Annotated in this window: 14 protein-coding genes and 1 tRNA gene; 11 read left to right on the forward strand and 4 right to left on the reverse strand. The window is 71.4% G+C overall.

What is annotated here, in order from left to right; translation table 11 throughout:
* Positions 1–5 precede the first annotated feature (5 nt).
* Positions 6–3,950 (reverse strand): nSTAND1 domain-containing NTPase, encoded by a 3,945-nt coding sequence (locus ACIQMJ_RS34315; protein ID WP_499765169.1) that lies wholly within the window; start codon positions 3,948–3,950, stop codon positions 6–8.
* Between the two features lie 578 nt (positions 3,951–4,528).
* Here ACIQMJ_RS34315 and xynA point away from each other — a divergent pair.
* Positions 4,529–5,209 (forward strand): endo-1,4-beta-xylanase XynA, encoded by a 681-nt coding sequence (xynA, locus tag ACIQMJ_RS34320; protein ID WP_499765151.1) that lies wholly within the window; start codon positions 4,529–4,531, stop codon positions 5,207–5,209.
* Positions 5,210–5,268: 59 nt separating this feature from the next.
* On the opposite strand, the gene ACIQMJ_RS34325 is transcribed toward xynA, so the two are convergent.
* Positions 5,269–6,225, reverse strand: coding sequence for a cyclase family protein (locus ACIQMJ_RS34325; RefSeq protein ID WP_499765152.1), 957 nt, complete (start codon positions 6,223–6,225; stop codon positions 5,269–5,271).
* A gap of 69 nt (positions 6,226–6,294) precedes the next feature.
* Positions 6,295–7,254 carry an alpha/beta fold hydrolase gene (locus tag ACIQMJ_RS34330; protein WP_499765153.1) on the reverse strand — a complete coding sequence of 320 codons (960 nt, stop codon included), beginning with the start codon at positions 7,252–7,254 and terminating at the stop codon, positions 6,295–6,297.
* A gap of 17 nt (positions 7,255–7,271) precedes the next feature.
* Between ACIQMJ_RS34330 and ACIQMJ_RS34335 the strand changes: the two genes are divergently transcribed.
* The 10 genes from ACIQMJ_RS34335 (at position 7,272) to ACIQMJ_RS34380 (ending at position 19,148) form a co-directional block, all read left to right on the forward strand.
* Positions 7,272–9,095: a glycosyltransferase gene (locus ACIQMJ_RS34335; RefSeq protein ID WP_499765154.1), complete on the forward strand. Its 1,824-nt coding sequence runs from the start codon at positions 7,272–7,274 to the stop codon at positions 9,093–9,095.
* Positions 9,096–9,143: 48 nt separating this feature from the next.
* Positions 9,144–10,589 carry a class I adenylate-forming enzyme family protein gene (locus tag ACIQMJ_RS34340; protein WP_499765155.1) on the forward strand — a complete coding sequence of 482 codons (1,446 nt, stop codon included), beginning with the start codon at positions 9,144–9,146 and terminating at the stop codon, positions 10,587–10,589.
* Between the two features lie 76 nt (positions 10,590–10,665).
* Complete coding sequence (locus tag ACIQMJ_RS34345; RefSeq protein WP_499765156.1) at positions 10,666–11,850, forward strand: hypothetical protein; 1,185 nt, start codon at positions 10,666–10,668, stop codon at positions 11,848–11,850.
* A gap of 93 nt (positions 11,851–11,943) precedes the next feature.
* Entirely contained in the window at positions 11,944–12,900 is a 957-nt protein-coding gene (locus tag ACIQMJ_RS34350; RefSeq protein ID WP_499765157.1) for a calcium/sodium antiporter, read from the forward strand.
* A gap of 179 nt (positions 12,901–13,079) precedes the next feature.
* Entirely contained in the window at positions 13,080–13,457 is a 378-nt protein-coding gene (locus tag ACIQMJ_RS34355; RefSeq protein ID WP_499765158.1) for a hypothetical protein, read from the forward strand.
* Positions 13,458–13,474: 17 nt separating this feature from the next.
* A complete protein-coding gene (locus ACIQMJ_RS34360) occupies positions 13,475–14,563 on the forward strand; it encodes a Na+/H+ antiporter NhaC family protein (RefSeq protein WP_499765159.1) in 1,089 nt (362 codons plus the stop codon).
* A 13-nt stretch (positions 14,564–14,576) separates the two neighbouring features.
* Positions 14,577–16,016 (forward strand): basic amino acid/polyamine antiporter, encoded by a 1,440-nt coding sequence (locus ACIQMJ_RS34365; RefSeq protein WP_499765160.1) that lies wholly within the window; start codon positions 14,577–14,579, stop codon positions 16,014–16,016.
* A gap of 16 nt (positions 16,017–16,032) precedes the next feature.
* Complete coding sequence (locus ACIQMJ_RS34370; protein ID WP_499765161.1) at positions 16,033–17,283, forward strand: arginine deiminase; 1,251 nt, start codon at positions 16,033–16,035, stop codon at positions 17,281–17,283.
* Between the two features lie 64 nt (positions 17,284–17,347).
* Positions 17,348–18,283 carry an RNA-binding protein gene (locus ACIQMJ_RS34375; RefSeq protein WP_499765162.1) on the forward strand — a complete coding sequence of 312 codons (936 nt, stop codon included), beginning with the start codon at positions 17,348–17,350 and terminating at the stop codon, positions 18,281–18,283.
* 782 nt (positions 18,284–19,065) lie between these two features.
* Positions 19,066–19,148: transfer RNA gene (locus ACIQMJ_RS34380), tRNA-Leu, on the forward strand.
* On the opposite strand, the gene ACIQMJ_RS34385 is transcribed toward ACIQMJ_RS34380, so the two are convergent.
* Entirely contained in the window at positions 19,130–19,951 is an 822-nt protein-coding gene (locus ACIQMJ_RS34385) for a recombinase zinc ribbon domain-containing protein (RefSeq protein ID WP_499765170.1), read from the reverse strand. The two genes, ACIQMJ_RS34380 and ACIQMJ_RS34385, sit on opposite strands and share 19 nt — an antisense overlap.
* Between the last annotated feature and the right edge of the window lie 5 nt (positions 19,952–19,956).

The raw sequence follows: 19,956 nt of genomic DNA on the forward strand, positions 1-19,956 counted from the left end.
AACGGTCACGCGCACGGGTTGACGGGCTCGACACCGGGGGGCAGCCGGTCCACTTCGGACGGCGTGTAGTCGCGACCGGCGGCGGCGCACAGGGTCGTGAACCACCGGGACGGGTCGAGGTCCAGCGACACGAACCCGTGCTTGTTCGCGGCGACCAACCGGGAACCGACCACCACCGGCCGGACCGTGTCGTCGGGCAGGCGGAACTCGCCGAGCAGCCGGGACGTCGCCGGGTTCCACACCTGGACCACCCCTCCTTCACCGGACGCGATCAGCTTCCCGTCCGGGGTGAACCCGATCGGTGCCACGCGCGCGGTGAGCGGGATCGGCGCCGAGGTGCCGCCCGACTCGAGGTCGTGCACGTAGGCACGGCCGGACGCGTACTGGATCGCGACCTGCGGCAGCTGTGACGCGGCGGCGAGCATCGCGGGGTCCGGCTCCGGCGCGATCGGGTCGCCTTCGGCGCGGGTGCGCAGGTCCCACCAGCGCTGCTCGTAGGGCGTGTTCACCAGCACCCGGTCGGAATCGGGCGTGCCCAGCACCCTCCCCTGTTCCGCCGCTTGCAGCAGGTCCCGTGCGGTGTCGCCCACCCGCAGCGGCTCGCCGACCGGGCGACCGCTGTCCAGGTCCCACCGGCTGAGCAGTCCCGCGTACAGGGTGACGGCGGTCCGGTCGCCGACCACGGCCGCCATCCCGAGCCAGTCGCGGTCGTCCTGGCCGTCGAGTTCGGGCGGTCTGGGCAACCGGACACGGTGCAGTTGAGCCAGGTCCCGGGTGTCGAGCACGACCAGCTCCGGGCCGTCGAACAGCAGCAGCCGCGCGTTGTCCCGGGTGAACCGCAGGAACAGCCTGCCCGGCGGGATCAGGTCCGGCACGTGGGCCAGTCGCCGCCGGGTGCGGGTGTCGATCAGTGACAGCCCGGGGGTGCCGTCGACCCCGCCACCGTCCACGACCGCCATCAAGGTCCCGTCCTCGGTGTACACCGGGTTGGCCAGGTCGGTGCGGCCGACGTATCCCGCGTACTGCGAGCCGACGTGCTCGACCGGGCGGGGTGGTCGCATCCGCAGCACCGCCCGGCCGCGCACGTGCCGGATGTCGGGCGTGCCGTCGGGTGACCGCAGCACGACCGTGCCGGTGCCGAAGTCCTCGTCACCGTCCAGCTCGAAGCCCGGCACCCGGGACTGGTAGGCCCTCCCGTCACGCGGGTCGAGGTAGGTCACGAGGCCGAAGCTGTCGGTTCGACGGTCCGGCTCCAGCACCACGTACCGGCCGGTGAGGTCGGTCGCTGCGCCGAGGCAATCCGGGGCGTCCCGGCGGAACACCTCCGCGCCGCTGAACACGTCCACCCCGGTGAGCACCTTGTACGCGCACCGCAGCACCAAGCGCCCCTGGCGGGTGACGTTGGGCATGCCCGGCGTCGAGCGGACCTCCACCCCGGTGTCGAGCGAGCGCACCGCGTGCACCAGGTCGTCGTCCCGCGCTTCGAACATCGCGACGGTGCCGCTCTCGTCGTCCAGTGCGGCGACACCGAGCACCACCGCCGTCCCCCGCGGCGGAGGCACGAACCCCGTCACCCTGGATCGCCGGGCCAGGTCCCACACCTCCACCACCCCGTCGGCGACCAGGACGACGTGCCGGCCCGACGGCGAGATCTGCATGCTCGCGTCGTCGAGCGGCGTCGGGTCCGAGTCCGCGGCACCGGGCCGCACGAGGACGGGTTCGCCGCGTTCACGCAGGTTCCACACCCGGATCGCGGCGGCGTTGTCGGCGACCGCGACCGTTCCGCCGTCGTCGCTCACGCGGATGATCCGCACGCCGTCGACCTGGCCCAACGGCCACGACTGCGGGGTGTCGCCCCACGGGTCGCGCCACGCGGTCAGCGCGCCGGCCGCCGTGGCGGACACCGCGACGGCGCCCGTCGGGGTCGTGGCCACCACGTCCATCGGCGAGGCGAACCGGTCGACGTCCACTTCGGCCACGTCGTGGAACACGGCCTGCTGCCGCAGCAGCGCGCCGTAGCCGACCTCCGGGTCGTGCTGCCAGGACGCCAGGGCGAACTGCAACGCGCTCGTCGCGGAGATCCCGGACTCCCGCTCGGCGAGGTCGCGGAGCAGCTGCGCGGCCTGGTGGCGCACGGTGGAGTCCAGCTCCTGGTTCGCCGACACCGTGCGCGCCGTCAGCAGGGCCGACACCAGCAGCAGCACCGCCATCACGGCCACCGCCGCCCGCCGCGTGCGGGTGGACCGGCGCTGCGCCGCGTGACCGGCGGCCACGTACTCGTGCTCCCGCCGGTTCACGTCGAACGGTCGCTGGTCGATCCACTGCCGCGCGGTGGCGAGCGGTCCGCCGCGCAGCACCAGGCTGCGGTCGCGGCCCTCGCGCTCCCACTGCTCGGCGCGCTCGCGCACCTGCGCGTGCCAGGCCAGGAACTCCCGGTCGGCCTCCAGCCAGCCGCGCAGGGTGGCCCAGTTGTGCAGCAGCGCCTCGTGGGCGAGCGCGAGCACCCGCGGCTGGCCCGGGTCCTCGCGCACGACCAGCAGCCGCGCGCCCAGCAGCACGTCGACCACTCGCCGCAACTCGTCGGGCACCTCGTCGACTCTGGTGGGGCGCAGCGCGAAACCGTCCTCGGTCGGTCGGGCCAGCCGCACCAGCAGCCGCCGCACCGGTTCCCGCTCGGCCTGGTCGAGACCTCGGTAGAACCGCTCGGCGTGACCCGCCAGCGCGCCCGCGACACCGCCCAGCCGGTCGTAGCCGCGCAGCGTGAGCCGACCCGCCTCCCGCGCCTGCCACAGCTCGGTGAGGGTGAACTCCACCAGCGGCAGCAGACCCGTCCCGGCCTGCGCGTCGGCCAGCACCCGGTCGACCACCCCGTCCTGGTAGGCCATGCCGGGGGTGAGCGCCACCGGCCGTTCCACGGCTTGGCGCAGCCGGTCGCCGGTCAGCGGTTCCAGGAACACCGTGGCGTCGTCCAGCGCGGGCACGCCGCCGGCCGCCAGCAGCCCGTCCAGCGAGCCCGCCCGCAGCGTGAGCACGACCCGCGGCCCGTCCGGCTCGGCGGTCAGCTCGTCCAGCAGGCGCAGCACGTCCCGCGCCGTGCCCGGGTCACCCGCCACGACCTCCTCGAACTGGTCGATGACCAGGACCGAGCCGGGCACGGCGGCGGGCCGCAGCACGGCCAGCAGCTCCTCGGCGGACTGACCGGGCACGGGCCGCACGATCGGCACCGGCGTGCCCGCCGCCTCCAGCCGCGGCCGCAACCCGGCGTCCACCAACGACGACTTGCCGCACCCGGACGGCCCGACCACCACTACGACCCGCTGCCGCGCCACCCGCTCGGCGAGCCGGTCGACCTCCTCGTCGCGCCCGAAGAAGTACCGCGCGTCCTCGGCCCGGAACGCCCGCAACCCCTGGAACGGACACGGCGGCGCCAGCTCCCCCGCGACCCGCACCAGCGCCTCGGACGGGATCAGGTAGGCGGTGCCCGAGCCGCGTTCGACGGCCACCGTCATGCCGATCACCGCGTCGAGGTCCTCGCTCCACACCGGGGAACCGCTGAACCCCCGCACGATGCGCGGCCCGTCGTCGGCCTGCATCTGCACCCACCCGGTGCCCTGCCGCTCGCGCAGGCTGCCGCCGACCCACACGCCGTCCTCGTGGCCCGCGGGGAACCCCGGCACCCGGAACCGCTGCCCCCACGGGTTCTCCGCCGCGCCGAGCACCAGCGCCGCCGAGCCCTCCGGCGGTGACCCGGTCAGCCGCAGCAGCGCGATGTCACCACGCCCGTCGGGCTCCACCGGCCGCCACGCCTCGACCCGCGCGGCGCGCGACGGCACGCCGGGCAGCATCGGGAAGTCGACCCGCACCCGCTCCGGCGGCGGCTCGGCACCGTCGGCGACCACGTGCGCGCACGTGCACACCAGGTCCGGCGCGACCAGGAACCCGGTCCCCACGACCAAGCCCCGACCGTCACGGATTCGCACGACCGCCGCCGGCAACGCACGCGCTGATACCACTGGGCTCCCCCGATCGCCCGACATCCCCTGATCCATCCTGCCCAAGCGGACAGCCCGGATGCCACGCACGATCGGGTGATCGTGGAAGGCGTCGTGCCGCTGTTCCGCCCGCACCCGCGGGCCGACCCGGGTTCGACAGGTTTCCGAAACTCTTCCCGACCGTCCGGGGACCGCCGGGCACGACGAAGCCGCGAGCAGCACCGATTCATTCGGAGCGAGATTGCCGCGAACAATTTTTCGCACATGTGCGCAGACGTTTTCGCAACATTACGAGAATTGTTGACAACGCCGCGGAGTCGGCCGAACACTGTCTGGCACCGGCAGCCCCGGACCACTGCCGACCAGGTCACCCACTGCGGCCCGGAACCGATCGTGCGGACCGACGGTCGGCATTCCGCCGCGGTGTACGACGCCGCAGCGCCGCGGCCTGGCCGTTCCGGTCACCGACCGGCCTGCCGGTTCCGCCGCACGTCGAGTGGCACTTTCGCCGGCCTCAACGAGGAGGAAGCACACCAATGGACGACAACGCCCCTGCGCAGCACCCGATCAGCCGCAGGACGTTCATCGGCGGCGCCGGAGCACTGGCGCTCGGCTCCGGGCTGATCCTGCCCGGCACCGCCCACGCGCAAACCGTCACCACGAACCAGACGGGTAACCACAACGGTTACTACTACTCGTTCTGGACCGACGCCCAGGGCACCGTCTCCATGACCATGGGGTCGGGCGGGCAGTACAGCACCTCGTGGCGGAACACCGGCAACTTCGTGTGCGGCAAGGGCTGGAGCACCGGGTCCCGCCGGACCGTGCGCTACTCGGGCAGCTTCAGCCCGTCGGGCAACGGCTACCTGTGCCTCTACGGCTGGACGTCGGGCCCGCTCGTCGAGTACTACATCGTCGACAGCTGGGGCAACTACCGGCCCACGGGCACGTTCAAGGGCACGGTCACCAGCGACGGCGGCACGTACGACATCTACCAGACGATGCGCTACAACGCCCCGTCCGTGGAAGGCACCAAGACGTTCCCCCAGTTCTGGAGCGTCCGCCAGCAGCGGAGGGTGGGCGGCACCATCACCACCGGCAACCACTTCGACGCGTGGAGCCGGGCCGGCATGCAGCTGGGCAGCTTCCGCTACTACATGATCATGGCGACCGAGGGTTACCAGAGCAGCGGCAGCTCGAACATCACGGTGAGCTAGCGGTACCCGCACCCGGTGGCGCGGCGGCAGCGAGGCCGCCGCGCCACCGCGCACCTCCGTCAGAACGTGGCGATCGGGTTGACCGGGCTGCCGGACGTGCCGGCGAAGCGGAGCGGCGCGACCGCGAGGTGGAAGTCCCACTGGCCCAGTTCGGCGGCCGTCGCCGCGCACGCCTCCAGGTCGCAGTTGTCGAGCAGCCACAACCCCATCGCCACGAGACCCACGGCGTGCACCGGCATCAGCACGTCGCCGTACCCGGACGGTTGCACGTCCTGGGGAGTGTCGGCGCCGATCAGCGCGACCCCGCGCTCGTGCAGCCACGGCAGGCAGGACGCGTGCCAGCCGGCCTGCGTCGCACCGCCGGGCTCACCGGTCTCGTGCCGGAACCGGCCGTGGCCGGTCCGCAGCAGCACCGCGTCGCCGGGTCGCACGCGCACGCCCTGCCGGCGTTCGGCCTCTTCCAGGTCTTCGGGGAACACGCCCTGCCCCGGTTCCAGCCACGGCACGTCGCGGACCTTCGCGACGTCCAGCAGGACGCCGCGCGTGACGATCCCGTTCGCCGCCGCCGTGACGGCCGCCCACGCCGAACCCGTCGCGCTGTCCACCAACGAGTGCGACCGCCCGTTGTACATCGTGCCGTCCCAGAAGAGGTGGCACGGCGAGTCGACGTGGGTGACCGCGTTGCCGTGGAACGTGATGCCGAGCCGTTCCATCGAGAAGCCCCACCGCCGGTCGTCGCGGAACCCGGGCAGCGGCATGTTCTCGGCGCCCGGCATGTCGGCGGCGCACGGGCACGCCGTGGTGAACCGTTCCATGTGGTCCGGCACGGCGACCTCCCACGCGCACGACACGCTCCTGCCGTGGCGCACCGCCCGCGCCGCCGCCAGCCGGACGTCGTCGGTGATGTGGTTGAGGGTGCCGAGCTCGTCGTCGTCGCCCCACCGGCCCCAGTTCGACAGCGTGTCGAAGTACCCGAGCACGTCGTCCTGAGCGGGTATCGGTCGCTGCGTCGTCATCCCGGCATCGGCTCCTCCGGTCATGCGGTTCGAGGCACCGCAGGCTATCGGGCTGCGCGGTGCCCCGCCTCAGGACCGCGCCACGCCACCGGGTTCCGCGAGCAGCCCGTCCAGGACTTCCGCGAACGCGGCCGACCGGACCAGCGGACCCAGGTGGTCCAGGCCCGGCACCTCCACCACCCGTCCCGCGGGCAGTTCGGCGCACGCCGCCGTGAGCGATTCCCCGGTCACCACGACCGAGTCGCCGCCGCGCAGGAACACCGTCGGGCACCGCACCAGCGGCAGCGCCGCACGCCACGGGCAGGAGATCGCCGTGCGGAACAACCGCGCCTCCACCGCGGGCGCGCAGCGCAGCCGCACCCGTCCGTCCGGCTCCTCGGCCAGACCGGATTCCGCGTAGTCGGCCAGGACCTCGGGAGCGAGGTGGGACAGCGGCGGCCGGGTGGACCACCGGGCGAGCGCGTCGGCGCGGGACGGGAACTCGGCGCGCCGCCGGGAGGCCGCCTCGGCGAAGGCCGGGTCGTCGTGCGTGGCGAGGATCGGCTCGTAGCAGACCAGCAGGTCGAACGTGCCCGGTGCGCGGGCCTCGGCCAGCAGCAGGGACGTCCCGCCCAGCGAGTGGCCCACCCCGATCAGCGGTCCCGGCCCCACCGCGCGGGCCGCGGCCAGCACGTCGTCGGCGAACACGTCCCAGCCCGCGTCCTCGGGCAACGGCGGTGCGCCGCCGTGGCCCCGGAGGTCGAGCGCCGCCGCGCGCAGCGGTGTCCGCAGGTTTTTCACAGCGGACCGCCAAACGCGTCCGGTAAAGCCCGCCGCATGGCAGAACAATGCCGTCCGAACGGGCTCGTCCGAACGGCGAAGATCAGTGAGGAAGCAGGGCTCGGACCGGGATGGGGCCAGGTCGGGGACGTGGTCCACGGCATCCCTTCGGAAATCCGATCCATGGGCTGGCGCGCCCGTCGGACAACACCTACGATCAGCGCCGGTAACGATCCAGTTCGGTGATTTACCGTGGTCGCTTTCCACCATAGTGGAATGGACGACCGATGAGGCGGTCGGCGGTGACGCCACCGCTGCGCGCGGGCACCACCCCACCCACGTCGTGCTCGACCCGGCGCAGCGACGTGCCGCGTCGGCACGATCCCATCGGTGAAGGGCGCAGTGTGAACCCGACCCCGTTACCGGGCCTGGTCTCGGTCGTCATGTTGGTCCGCAACCGCCTGGAGTACACGCGCCGGGCGTTGGCGTCCCTGGCCCGCGCGTCCGGCGACTTCGAGATCATCGTGGTGGACAACGGGTCCGACGACGGCACGGCCGACTACCTGGCCGCGCTGGACCACCCGCGCCCGGTGACGGTGCTGCGCCACGAGGACGACCGCGGCGGCAGCGAACGGCGCAACGTCGGCGCGGCCGTGGCCCGCGGCGAGTTCCTGTTCTTCGTGGACAACGACGTGCTCGTGGACGACCTCGACGTCATCGAGGTGCTCGCCGCCGAGCTGGCCGCCGACCCGGGGCTCGGCGCGGTGTCGCCGTTGCTGCTCTACCCCGGAGACGGCGCGCTGGTGCAGTGCGCGGGTGGCGCGTCCACCGCCGACGGACGCATCGGACCCATCGGCCGCGGCCGTCCGCTCGGCGCGGAGCACCGCGAACACCGCGAGCAGACGTGGGCGCCCACGGCCGCGCTGATGGTGCGGCACAGCTCGTTCCGGCGGGTCGGCGGGTTCGACCCGTCGTTCGACCCGGTGTCGCTGTGCGAGGACGTCGACCTGTGCTGCCGGCTGCGGGCCGACGGGGAGCGGCTGCGCTACGTCGGGTCGGTGGCGATGCGGCACTTCGAGGGCACCACGTTCAACCACGTCGGTCACGACAAGCTGCCGATCTGGAAGCGGCACATGCGGGTGATCCGCAGCCGGTGGGCCGGGCTGTTCGCCGCGGGGCCCACGCACACGGCCGCGGACCTGGAGTGGGCGCCGGTCGTGAAGGACTACGCCGACCTGGACCAGCCGCGGGTGTCCGTGCTGGCCGACCCGGACTCCGCCTCGGCCGACCTGAGCTTCTTCGCCAGCGACCGCGTGCTGGCCACCGCCGAGCCCGCGGACGTGCGGGTCGTGGTCGTCGGCGCGGACCCGGTGCCCGCCGTGCGCGGGGTGCGGGTGGTCGGCGTGGCCGACCCCGACGTGCGCGCGTTGCTTCCGTTCGCACGCGCCCACGACGCGCCCTGGGCGTTGCGGGACGGGACGCGCCTGGTGGAGACCGTGCCCGCCGAGGGTGTCGTGGTGCGCGCGCCCGACACCGCGGCGGCGGTGACGGCGTTGCGGCGCGGGCTGCACGTGCTGCTGGACAAGCGGGCCGTGGACGACCTGGCCCGGCTGGTGGAGGCCGCGCGGCAGGTGCCCGGCCGGTGCTCGGTCGACCTGCCGTGGGCGCACCACCCCGGGCTGGTCGAGGTGGCCAAGGCCGTGGCCGAGGGCCGTCCGGAGGGGTTCTCGCTGCACCTGGACCGGCCGCAGGGGCGTGATGTCGTCACCGACCTGGGTCCGGACGCGCTGGACGCCGTGGAGCGGGCACTCGGCGTGCCGGTGACCGACGTGCGGACGGTGGAGGCGACCCCGGCACGAGTGCGTGCCGTGGCGGTGGCGGGCGGTCTCACCGGGACGATCGAGCTCGGTTGGGGCGGACCCCGGTTCCACCTGTCCGTCCCCGGCGCCGTGCCGGCCACCGACCTCGTCGCGCCGGCGGTGAGCGGGGCGTACTCGGACTTCGTCGGCGCGCTGCGCGGCGGTCCGGTGCCGTTGACGGAACTGGACGCCGTGGCCGGCCTGTTCGACGTGGTGCTGGAGTGGCGGTCGGAAGTGGCCGCGCTGCTGTAGTCCGAGACCTCCCCCGCCCCGGCGGGCCCGAGCAGGAAGAGCCCTGGGATGAACCTGGTCGACGTGCTGCGTGCCGGAGCCGACGCCGGAGGGTGGCTGGACCGCCCGGCCTACGAGGTCGACGGCGCCGCGCTGACGCACGCCGACGTGTACGCCGGCGCGGGCCGCGTGGCCGGGGCGCTGGTCGGTTCGGGTGTGCGGCCCGGTGACCGGGTCGCGCTCGTGCTCGACGACGGGCCCGACTTCGTGCTGGCGTTCCTCGGCGCCGCGCACGCCGGCGGGGTGGCCGTCCCGATCAACCCGAGGCTGCACCCCGACGAGCTGCACCAGGTGCTGCACGCCGCCCGACCCGCGCTCGTCGTGGGCAAGCCCGGCTTCACGGCCGCCGGGTTCCGGGTGACCACGTTCGCCGAACTGGCCGGCGCGCCACCGGTCCCGGTCGTCCCGCGCACCGCGGATGACCAGGTGTACGCGACGTTCACCTCCGGCACCACGGGGGTGCCCCGACTGGTCCCGCAGCTGCACGGCGACCCGGTCGTGCACCACCGCTCGTTCGCCGTGCCCGCGCTCGAACTCGGGCCGGACGACGTCGTGCACTCGGTGTCCAAGATGTACTTCGCCTATGGCCTGAGCAACTCCCTGTTCTTCCCGTTGATGAGCGGGAGCCGCGTGGTGCTCAACCCCGAGGCGCCGTTGGTGGACGACGTCCTCGCGATCGTGGACAAGTACGAGGTCACCGCGCTGTTCGCCGTGCCGACGTTCTACAGCAGGCTCATCGCCCACCCCGGCAGCGACCGGCTGGCCACGCTCCGCGTCGCCGCCACCGGAGGCGAAGTCCTCGCGCCCGCCCTCGAAGAACGCCTGGTCGAAGTCCTCGGCGACCGCCTGCTCAACGGCATCGGCACCACCGAGGTCGGGCAGGCGTTCACCCACAACACCCGCTCGGCCCGCCGGTTCGGCACCGCCGGGCGCGCCCTGCCACCGTTCGAGGTGCGCGTGGTGGACGACGAGGGCACACCCGTCGAACCGGACGTGACCGGCCGGTTGCAGGTGCGCGGCCCGACGATCACGCTCGGCGTCGCCGAGGACGGCACGGCCAAGCGCGCCGAGGGCTGGTACGCCACCGGCGACCTGGCCTCGATCGACGCCGACGGCTACGTGCGCGTGACCGGGCGCCTGGACGACGTCGAGAACGTCGGCGGAATCAAGGTCCACCCGCTGGAAGTCGAACACCTCCTCTCAAGCCACCCCCTGGTGCGGGAAGCGGCGGTCTGCGCGGTCTCCAACCGCGACGATTCGGTCCAGTTGCGGGCGTACGTGGTGCGCGCCGACGGCCCGCTCGAAGACGCCGACCTGGCCGACGAGCTGACCACGCTGGCCCGCCGCCACCTGACGGCGTACAAGGTGCCCCGCAAGGTCGTGTTCGTGCCGTCCCTGCCGCGCACCGGATCGGGCAAGCTGCGCCGCCACGTCGTGCGCACCTGGAAGCCCTGACCCGAAGCCGGGTGTCACATTCCTCGCCCTCGCGACGAGTAATCACGTGTACACCCCTGGGGCAGAGAGGTATCCGATGACGCAGACCAGTGGCGGCGTGCGGGCGCTCGACGACGGCGTGCCGCCGACGGTCGCCGACGTCGACCGGATCGCCGCGCACGCCGACCCCGTCGTCCGCAACCTGCAGATCACCCACTGCTACCACGAGCTGTCCCGTGCCCTGGCGCAGCGAACCGGCGGCTCGGCGAACTGGTGCACGTTCGCCGTGTGGGCGTCCAAGCAGGTCGGCCAGACCATCCGGCAGGAGGACCCGGCCCGGCTGCTGGGGCGCATGCTGGAGTCCTCCCCCGACATCGCCGCCGGCGTGGACCTGCTGGTGCGCGCCCTGCGGCGAGCCGTGCCCCGGCAGACCCTGGACCACGTCGAGCGGACGGTGCGCCGGACCGTGGTGGCCGCCACGCGGCTGGACGCGGCGGCCGACGCGTCGGCCCGGGGCAACCTCAAGGTGTTCGAGGAGATCGCCCGCGAGTTCGCCCGCTTCCTGGCCCTGCCCGACGACGACGTCGAGCAGTTCTGCGCCTCCCTGCGCCCCGGAGAACCCCCGGAGGGCCAACGCCTGCTCCGACAGGCGTTCACCCACTACCACCAGGCGACGTCCACCACCGACCCGAAGGACCGCGCCGAACTCCTGCTGCTGGCCAACGTCGAGATCGGCCTGCACGAGCAGACCCGCCTCCAGCCGGAGATCACCGCCGCCCTCCAGGCGCCCGTCCTCGACCCCCGCGATCTGGAACGCCGGCTGCTCGACCAGCTCCTGCCCGGCAACCGCGCCGTCAAGTGGCTCCGACGGGTGCTGCTGACCGTGCTGGGCCGTCGCACTCCCCTGCGCTTGGCCGGTGAGCACCTGGCCGACCACGCCCGTGCCCTGGCCCGTCGGGCGGTCACCGAGCACCTGATGACGCTGACGCTGCCCGGCGGCGACCTGCTGGACCTGAGTGAAGACCTCCCTCCCGGGTTCCCCCCGCTGCTCGTCGAGCTGTCCCACCCGGAACTGCTCACCCTGCTCAAGACCGTCGACCCGACCACCGACAGCCTGGTCGACACCGCCGCCCGCGACTGGTCCGACCTACCCGACCGCATGCACTACATCGCGGACATGTTCCGTTGCCACGCCCACCGCGCCGACCTCCTCGACCCGCCCTTCACCCCCGATCAAGTCGCCGCCCTGACCGACGGCCGCCGCCCCACCGGCCCCCTCTGAGCCGCCCGCCGCGGTTGCGGGCGTCGAGCGGGCCGATGACCATCGGGCACGGACCGGTGACGCCGTCGAGCCCCGGCCACCGGGGAGGCTGCGGTGGCGACTTCCGCGGCGGCGCTGCTGCTGGGGCTGGTGATGCTGGTCGCGGGCGCCGAACTCGTGGTGCGCCAGGGCACCGCCCTCGCCGCCCGGTTCGGCGTCAGCCCGCTCGTGGTCGGCATGACCGTCGTCTCGCTCGGCACCAGCCTGCCGGAGCTGGCAATCGGCATCAACGCCGCCCACCAGGGCAACGCCGGGCTCGCGGTGGGCAACATCGTCGGCACGAACCTGGTCAACGTGCTGCTCATCCTCGGCCTGAGCGCGTTGATCCGACCCGTCTCGTTCGAACGGAGGACGCTGCGGGTGGACCTGCCGGTCATGACCGGCGCGGCGGTGCTGCTCCTCGTGCTCGCCCTCGACGGCTCGCTGACCAGCGCGGACGGTGTGTGGCTGTGCGGCTACGGCGCGGCCTACCTCGCTCTCATGGTCGTCCACGCCAAGCGGTCGTCCGCGACCGGCGAAGACGCCCCGGCCGGTGAGGCCCGTGCCCGACCGGTAGCCGTCCAGGTGGTGCTGCTGGTCGTGGGTCTGGCCGTCATCGTCGTCGGTGCGGAGTTCCTGGTGGACGGCGCGGTGAGCATCGCCCGCATCCGGGGGGCGAGCGACACGGTCATCGGCCTGACCGTCGTCGCGATCGGCACCTCGGCCCCGGAACTCGTCACCACGATCGTGTCCACCGCGCGCGGCGGCGACAGGTCACTCGCCCTGGGCAACCTCCTCGGCTCCAGCGTGTTCAACATCGCCCTCATCCTCGGACCGACCGTCATCGCCGCGCCCGGCGCCGTCCCGGTGCCCTCCGACGTGCTGGCCCTCGACATGCTCCTCATGGTCACCACCGCCCTCGTGTGCGTGCCCGCCTTCTTCACCCACAGGCGACTCACCCGGGGCGAAGGCGGGGCTTTCGTGGCCGCGTATGTCCTCTACACGACCTGGCTCATCATGACCCGGCTGTGACAGGGCCACGCTTGTCACTCGATCGTGGCGTGTTTTGCGCGGTCACAGACCCAGACCTACCGTGATTGGGTCATGCCGGATCCAACGCGGGACGACCACCGGCCGCGGGTGTCGCGACCGCACATCCCCGTGCCACGACCCGGACCGCCCACCGCTCCCGGTCCGCCGCCGAGGCGATCGTGACCCGCCCCGGCAGCCACCGGCACGTCCGCGCTCCGTCCCTCGTGGACGCGACCGTGCCGCTCATCGCGCTGGTGGCCCTGATCGGCGGCTCGCCGGCCCTGTTCGGCCTGGACGCCCTCGACGGCCCCGTCCAGGTCGCGCTCGTGCTGTGCGCGATGATCGCCGCGCTCGTCGCGCTCAAGAACGGCCACCGCTGGGACGAGGTCCAAGCGGCGAGCCAACGCGCGCTCACCTCCATCACCAGCGCCCTGTTCATCCTGCTCGCGGTCGGCGCGCTGATCGGCGCCTGGAACCTGTCCGGCACGATCCCGACGCTGGTCCACTACGGGCTCCAAGTCCTCTCCCCGGCTGGTACTACGCCGCGACCGCGCTGATCTGCGGCATCGTCGCGATGTCGATCGGCAGCTCGTGGACGACCGCGGGCACGATCGGCGTCGGCCTGGTCGGCATCGCGCTCATGCTCGGCCTCTCCCCCGGCATCACGGCCGGCGCCGTGATCTCGGGCGCCTACCTCGGCGACAAGCTCTCCCCGCTGTCGGAGACGACCGTGCTCACCGCCCAACTGGCCAAGGTCGACGTCTACCAGCACATCAAACGCCAAGCGTGGACGTCGCTGCCCGCGTTCTGCCTCGCGTTCGTCCTGTTCGGACTGATCAGCCTGTTCTGGGGGCCGGCGCCGACCGACGCGGCCGACACCGCCTCCGAGCTGACCGCGCTCGCCGACATCTACCGGATCACCCCGCTCAACCTGCTCCCGCTGGCGTTCCTCGCGGTCCTGTCCATCCGCAAGGTCCCCGCATCGCTGGCCCTGATGGCCTCGGCCCTCTTCGCCGGCGTGCTCGCGGTGTTCACCCAGCACGACGTCGTGCGCGCGTTCGTCGCCGAACCGGGCCTCGACCCGGTGCGGACCGGCATCCAGGCCGTGTGGCAGGCGCTGGCCACCGGGTTCACCATCGACTCCGGCCTCGCGGACGTCGACCGGCTGCTGTCCCGCGGTGGCATGGACAGCATGCTGCTCACCCTGTGGCTGATCATCGGTGCGGTCACGTTCGGCACCGTGCTGGAGGAGTTCGGCCTGATCAACCGGCTGATCGACCCGATGACGCGCGCGGCGCGCGGCACCGGGCAGCTTTTCCTCGCCGTGTTCGCCACCGGGTTCGGGCTCAACATCGTCGCAGGCGACCAGTACATCGCGCTCGTGCTGCCGTCCAAGGTTTTCCGCGCCGAGTTCGCCACCCGGGGGCTCGCGCCGACGAACCTGTCCCGGCTGGCCGCCGACAGCGGCACGGTGACCTCGCCGCTGGTGCCGTGGAACTCGTGCGGCGCCTTCATGAGCGCGACGCTGGGTGTGTCGACACTGCTGTACCTGCCGTTCTGCTTCTTCAACATCGCCAGCCCGCTGCTGAGCGTCCTCTACGGGTTCACCGGCTTCCGGATCGAACGGGTGCGACCGACCGGCGCCGAGCCGGCCGACGCGTGAACAGGTGACGATGATGACGGTGACCGAAGCCAAGAAGTCACAGCAAATGCCCCTGCTGACGCTGACCGCGATGGTGGTCGGCTCGATGGTCGGCGCGGGGGTCTTCTCGCTGCCGCGCAACTTCGCCCAGGCGACCGGTGTGTTCGGCGCGATCATCGCCTGGACCATCGCGGGCGTCGGCATGCTCATGCTCGCGTTCGTGTTCCAGACCCTCGCGGTGCGCAAACCGGAGCTGGACGCCGGCGTGTACGCCTACGCCAAGGCCGGGTTCGGCGAGTTCCCCGGGTTCTTCTCCGCGTTCGGGTACTGGGCGAGCGCGTGCGTCGGCAACGTCAGCTACTGGGTGTTGATCAAGTCGACGCTCGGCACGGTCATACCCGGGCTCGGCGAGGGCAACACCGTGCTCGCGGTGGCGATCTCGGCCGTCGGCGTGTGGGCGTTCCACTACATGATCACGCGCGGGGTCAAGGAAGCCGCGGCGGTCAACCGGATCGTCACGATCGCCAAGCTGGTGCCCATCCTGACGTTCGTGGTGATCCTGGCCGTGACGCTGAAAGCGGACGTGTTCGCCGAGAACTTCTGGGGCGGCACGGACCCCTCGGCCGGCGCGCTGTTCGAACAGGTCCGATCCACGATGCTGGTCACGGTGTTCGTCTTCCTCGGCGTCGAGGGCGCGAGCGTCTACTCCCGGTACGCGCGCAAGCGCTCCGACGTCGGCCGCGCCACGGTGCTCGGCTTCCTCAGCGTGCTGGCGCTGTTCGCGTCGGTGACGCTGCTGTCCTACGGCACGGCGGGCAAGGACGACCTCTCGGGGCTGCGGCAGCCGTCGATGATGGGCGTGCTGGAGTCGGTCGTCGGCACGTGGGGCTCGGTGTTCATCGGCATCGGGCTGATCGTGTCGGTGCTCGGCGCGTACCTGGCGTGGACGCTCATGGCCGCCGAGGTGCTGTTCGTCGCCGCCAAGGACGACGACATGCCCCGCTTCCTCAAGCGGGAGAACCGTCAGGGCGTGCCGATCGCGGCGTTGGTGATGACCAGCACCCTGATCACCGTGGTGCTCGCCGTGACCGTGTTCTCCGACGACGCCTTCACATTCACGCTGGAGCTCTGCAGCTCCCTATCACTCATCCCCTACCTGCTCGCCGCCGGGTACGCGCTGCGCATCGGGGTCCGCGGCGAAACCTACGAGCACGACCGCGAGGGACGGGGGAGGGAGATGGCGATCGCGACCGTCGCCGTCCTCTACACCGCGTTCCTGGTGTTCGCGGCGGGAATCGAGTTCCTGTTGCTGTCGTTCATCATCTACGCGCCGGGAACGATCCTGTTCGTGATGGCGCGCCGGGAACAGGGCAGGCGTGTGTTCTCCGCCGCCGAGCTGGCGTTGTTCATCCTCGCGGTCGTGCTGGCCGTGCTCGGCGTGATCGGCCTCGCCACCGGACTGATCGTCATCTAGCGAGAGGGACAACGACATGACCGACACGGCCCAACGCCCGTCCGCGGCGTACGGCGTGCACTCCGAGGTGGGCACGCTGCGCAAGGTGCTCGTCTGCGCGCCCGGCCTGGCCCACGCCCGGCTGACCCCGACCAACTGCGACGCGCTGCTGTTCGACGACGTGATGTGGGTGCAGAACGCCGTCCGCGACCACTTCGACTTCATGGCCAAGATGCGGGAACGCGGGGTCCAGGTCGTGGAGCTGCACAACCTGCTCACCGAGACCCTCGACCTGCCGGACGCCAAGACGTGGCTGCTGGACCGCAAGATCGTCCCCGAGGAGGTCGGGATCGGCCTGGTGGACGACACGCGGGCGTTTCTGGAAAGCCTGGAGCACCGCAAGCTGGCCGAGTACCTGATCGGTGGGCTGTCGACCGCCGACCTGCCGCCGGACTTCCGGCCCGGCTACATCGCGCTGGCCCGTGAGTCGACCGGCGTACCCGAGTACCTGATGCCGCCATTGCCGAACACGCTCTACACCCGTGACACGACGTGCTGGCTGTACGGGGGCGTGACGCTGAACCCGCTGTACTGGCCCGCACGGCACGACGAGACGTTGCTGATGAAGGCGATCTACGAGTTCCACCCCGACTTCGTCGGTTCCACGGTGTGGTGGGGCGACCCGGAACGCACCTGGGGCCTGTCGACGCTGGAGGGCGGCGACGTGATGCCGGTGGGCAACGGCGTCGTGCTGGTCGGGATGAGCGAGCGGTCGTCCCGCCAGGCCATCACCCAGCTGGCGGCCGCCCTGTTCGAACGCGGCGCGGCGGAGCGCGTGATCGTCGCGGGCATGCCGAAACTGCGTGCGGCAATGCACCTGGACACCCTCTTCACCTTCGCCGACCACGACTGCGTGACGACGTTCCCGAACATCGTCGACGGCATCCACACGTTCACCCTGCGCCCCGGCGACCCGATCGAGGTGACGGAGGAGAAGCAGTCCTTCGTCGACGTGGTGGCCGACGCGCTGAACCTGCCCAAGCTGCGCATCGTGGAAACGGGCGGCGACGCCTACGCCTCCGAACGGGGCCAGTGGGACAGCGGCAACAACCTCGTCGCCCTCTCTCCCGGCGTCGTCGTCGCCTACGACCGCAACACCCACACCAACGCCCTGCTGCGCAAGGCGGGCATCGAAGTCGTCACCATCGTGGGCGCCGAACTGGGCCGGGGCCGCGGCGGCGGGCACTGCATGACCTGCCCCATCGTCCGCGAGCCCGTCGATTACTGACCCGATCGCCCCTACGATCCCGACCGTGAAGCAACGATTACCGGTCGGGCACGTCATCGCGGGCGTGGCCCTGACCATCACCGGCTGGGCGTTGCGCGCGGCGGGCGTCGTGCTGTTCATCGGCGCCTTCGTCCTGTCCCGGCAGAACCTGACCTTCTGGCTCGACGACCCCGACCTGAGCTGGCCGACCACCATCCTGATCAAGATCGCGACCGCCGTCGTCGGGGGCGGCGTCTTCGAACTCGGCCACCTGACCGCCGTGTGGGGCAAGAGGTTCCGAACCCGCCGAGTCGACTCGTTCGACACCCTCCCCGGCACCCGCTACGTCCTCTACCTGCGCTCTTTCACCACCGACACCGCCCTCGCCACGTCACCGGACCTCCCCGGCAACCCCGTGGGCAGCCTCCTGTCCCGCCGCGGCCTGACCCGCGAGGAACACCTGATCCGCTACTTCGGCGGCTACGGCAACGTCGTCGCCATCGGTCGACCGGGCGAACGCGCACCCCAACTGGGCGCCCGACGCGGCTACGTCACCGAATCCGACTGGCAGAACACCGTGACCAAGTTGATTCGCGACGCGCACCTGGTCGTCCTCTCCGCCACTCCGACTCCGGGCACGGTCTGGGAGTTCGTCGAATCCCTCCGCACAATCCAATCCCCACGACGCCTGATCCTGCTGCTCCCCGACAATCCGGCCGACTACACCACATTCCGCACCGCCGTCACCCAGGAATACAGGGCCCGCGCGAAACCCACCGATCCCCCACTCCCACCACTACCGAACTACACCGCACTACCGCCCGACCCCGACTCCACCCACCCGGTACGCGCCCTGATCACCTTCGACAACGAGTGGCGACCAACCCTGACCCGGTTCCACCCACTCGGAAAGAACGACGCCGCCACCATCTGGCAACGCGACCGCCTGGCCGACCACCAACTGGACCAAACCCTGACCGACCAAAAACAACTCGTCCCCATTCACCGCCCCACGCCCTGACTCCTCCACCCCTGGTCACCACCCCCGCATCACCCTGCGACAACGCACCGCCACCCCATCAACCTCTCCAGCGACGCCCAAACGTGGCACCAACACCAACCACCACCCGCCCCCACCAAAACCCGGACCGGTCCCACGCCCACCGGACCCCAGGACCGGCCCAGTCCGACCACCGCACACCGCTACCGCGAATCGGGACTTTGCGGCTCCATGCTCGCCGCCCGCGCAATAAGCGCACTGGCCGCCGTATGCGCCCTGTCCAACCCGACTGCCAGCAGCGTGGCCCGGATAACCGAGACGGGAACACGGTTCCTCAGCGCCAGCGAAGTGCGCTCAGTCTCGATGTCGAGCCGAGTCGCAACGTCCGCCGGAAGCATCACCGGCACCAGATCCGTCACGTCGTCGTAGATGAGAGGAGGAACTTCATTAGTCACCGCGTCAGCGTCGCCGGTCAGATCAACAAATACCAGTGCCCAATAGGCTGACGATGAACCACCCCACGACCGACGGTCCCACCACCACCCCTCCCACCGACACCCTCCCCACCCCAACACCGCACCTCACCCCCCCCCCCCCCCCCCGACCACCCCGACCACCCCGGCTCCCCACCAACCCCACCCCACCGGTCCCCCAACCACCCGATCTTCACCCTCCCGCGACCACCCCTCCAGCCACCCCTCCCACCCTCACCACCCTGACCAGCAGAAATCGTCTCCAGACCCCCCGATTTGGACCACGGAAGACGATCATGTAATCTATGCGCACACCACGGCGAGAGCCGAGTCCGGGTGGCGGAATGGCAGACGCGCTAGCTTGAGGTGCTAGTCCCCGAAAGGGGGTGGGGGTTCAAGTCCCCCCTCGGACACGCGCACTATTCACACGGCCCACGGGTTTGATGATCACATCAGCCTCGTGGGCTGTGTGCGTGTAGCGAACTTGCAGGTCAACCGCCCTGTAGAGGCTCGCCACGCTCTCTATCTCAGCATCGGCCAGGGCCGCTTCGACGTTACCCAGTGAGTCGATCATCGCGTGCACCTCGGCAGCGCTCAGCGCGTCCGGTGCCGGCGTTCCCTCCAGTTCCGCCCGCGCGGCTGCCCGTACCGCCTGCGCCTCGTTCATCGGCTCGACCAGTGCCAGCGGGTCAACCCCGGCTTTGATGGCCTCTTGGAACCGGGTCAACTGCGCCTCCGCTTTGGTGAGCCGCGCTTTCGCCGCTTCTCTGCCGTTCGCCGCGCCGTTCGTTCCCTGCGACTCCACCAGAGCGGCAACGGTCCGGTCCCGGTTCTCCGGCGCGAACAATCGCCCGAGCCACCTGTTCACCGCTTCCTGAAGAACGTCTTCGCGGAGGTAGACCGTGGGTGGATGCGTGGCGAGCGCAGGTGATCCGGGCGCGAGTGTCCGAGCCGGACACCGGTAGTACACGCCGCGCGCCCGCGGACTGGCCTCCATCTTCCGACCGCACGCGGTGCACCGGACGATACCCCGAAACAGGTATGGCCGTTTCGTTGGCCGCTCGGCGCGCTCAGTCTTGCGTGCCGTCTTCAACCCGCCGGCAGACTTGGACTTGCGCAGCAGGTGGGGACTTGACCCTGGATGTTGGACACCAGACACACTTGGATCCTGACGATCCGGGTGGACAGGAGTCCCGTTCAGATGGTGATGAAGCACTATCC

Source organism: Actinosynnema sp. NPDC091369, assembly GCF_044757065.1.
In the GTDB taxonomy this organism is placed as follows: Bacteria; Actinomycetota; Actinomycetes; order Mycobacteriales; family Pseudonocardiaceae; genus Actinosynnema.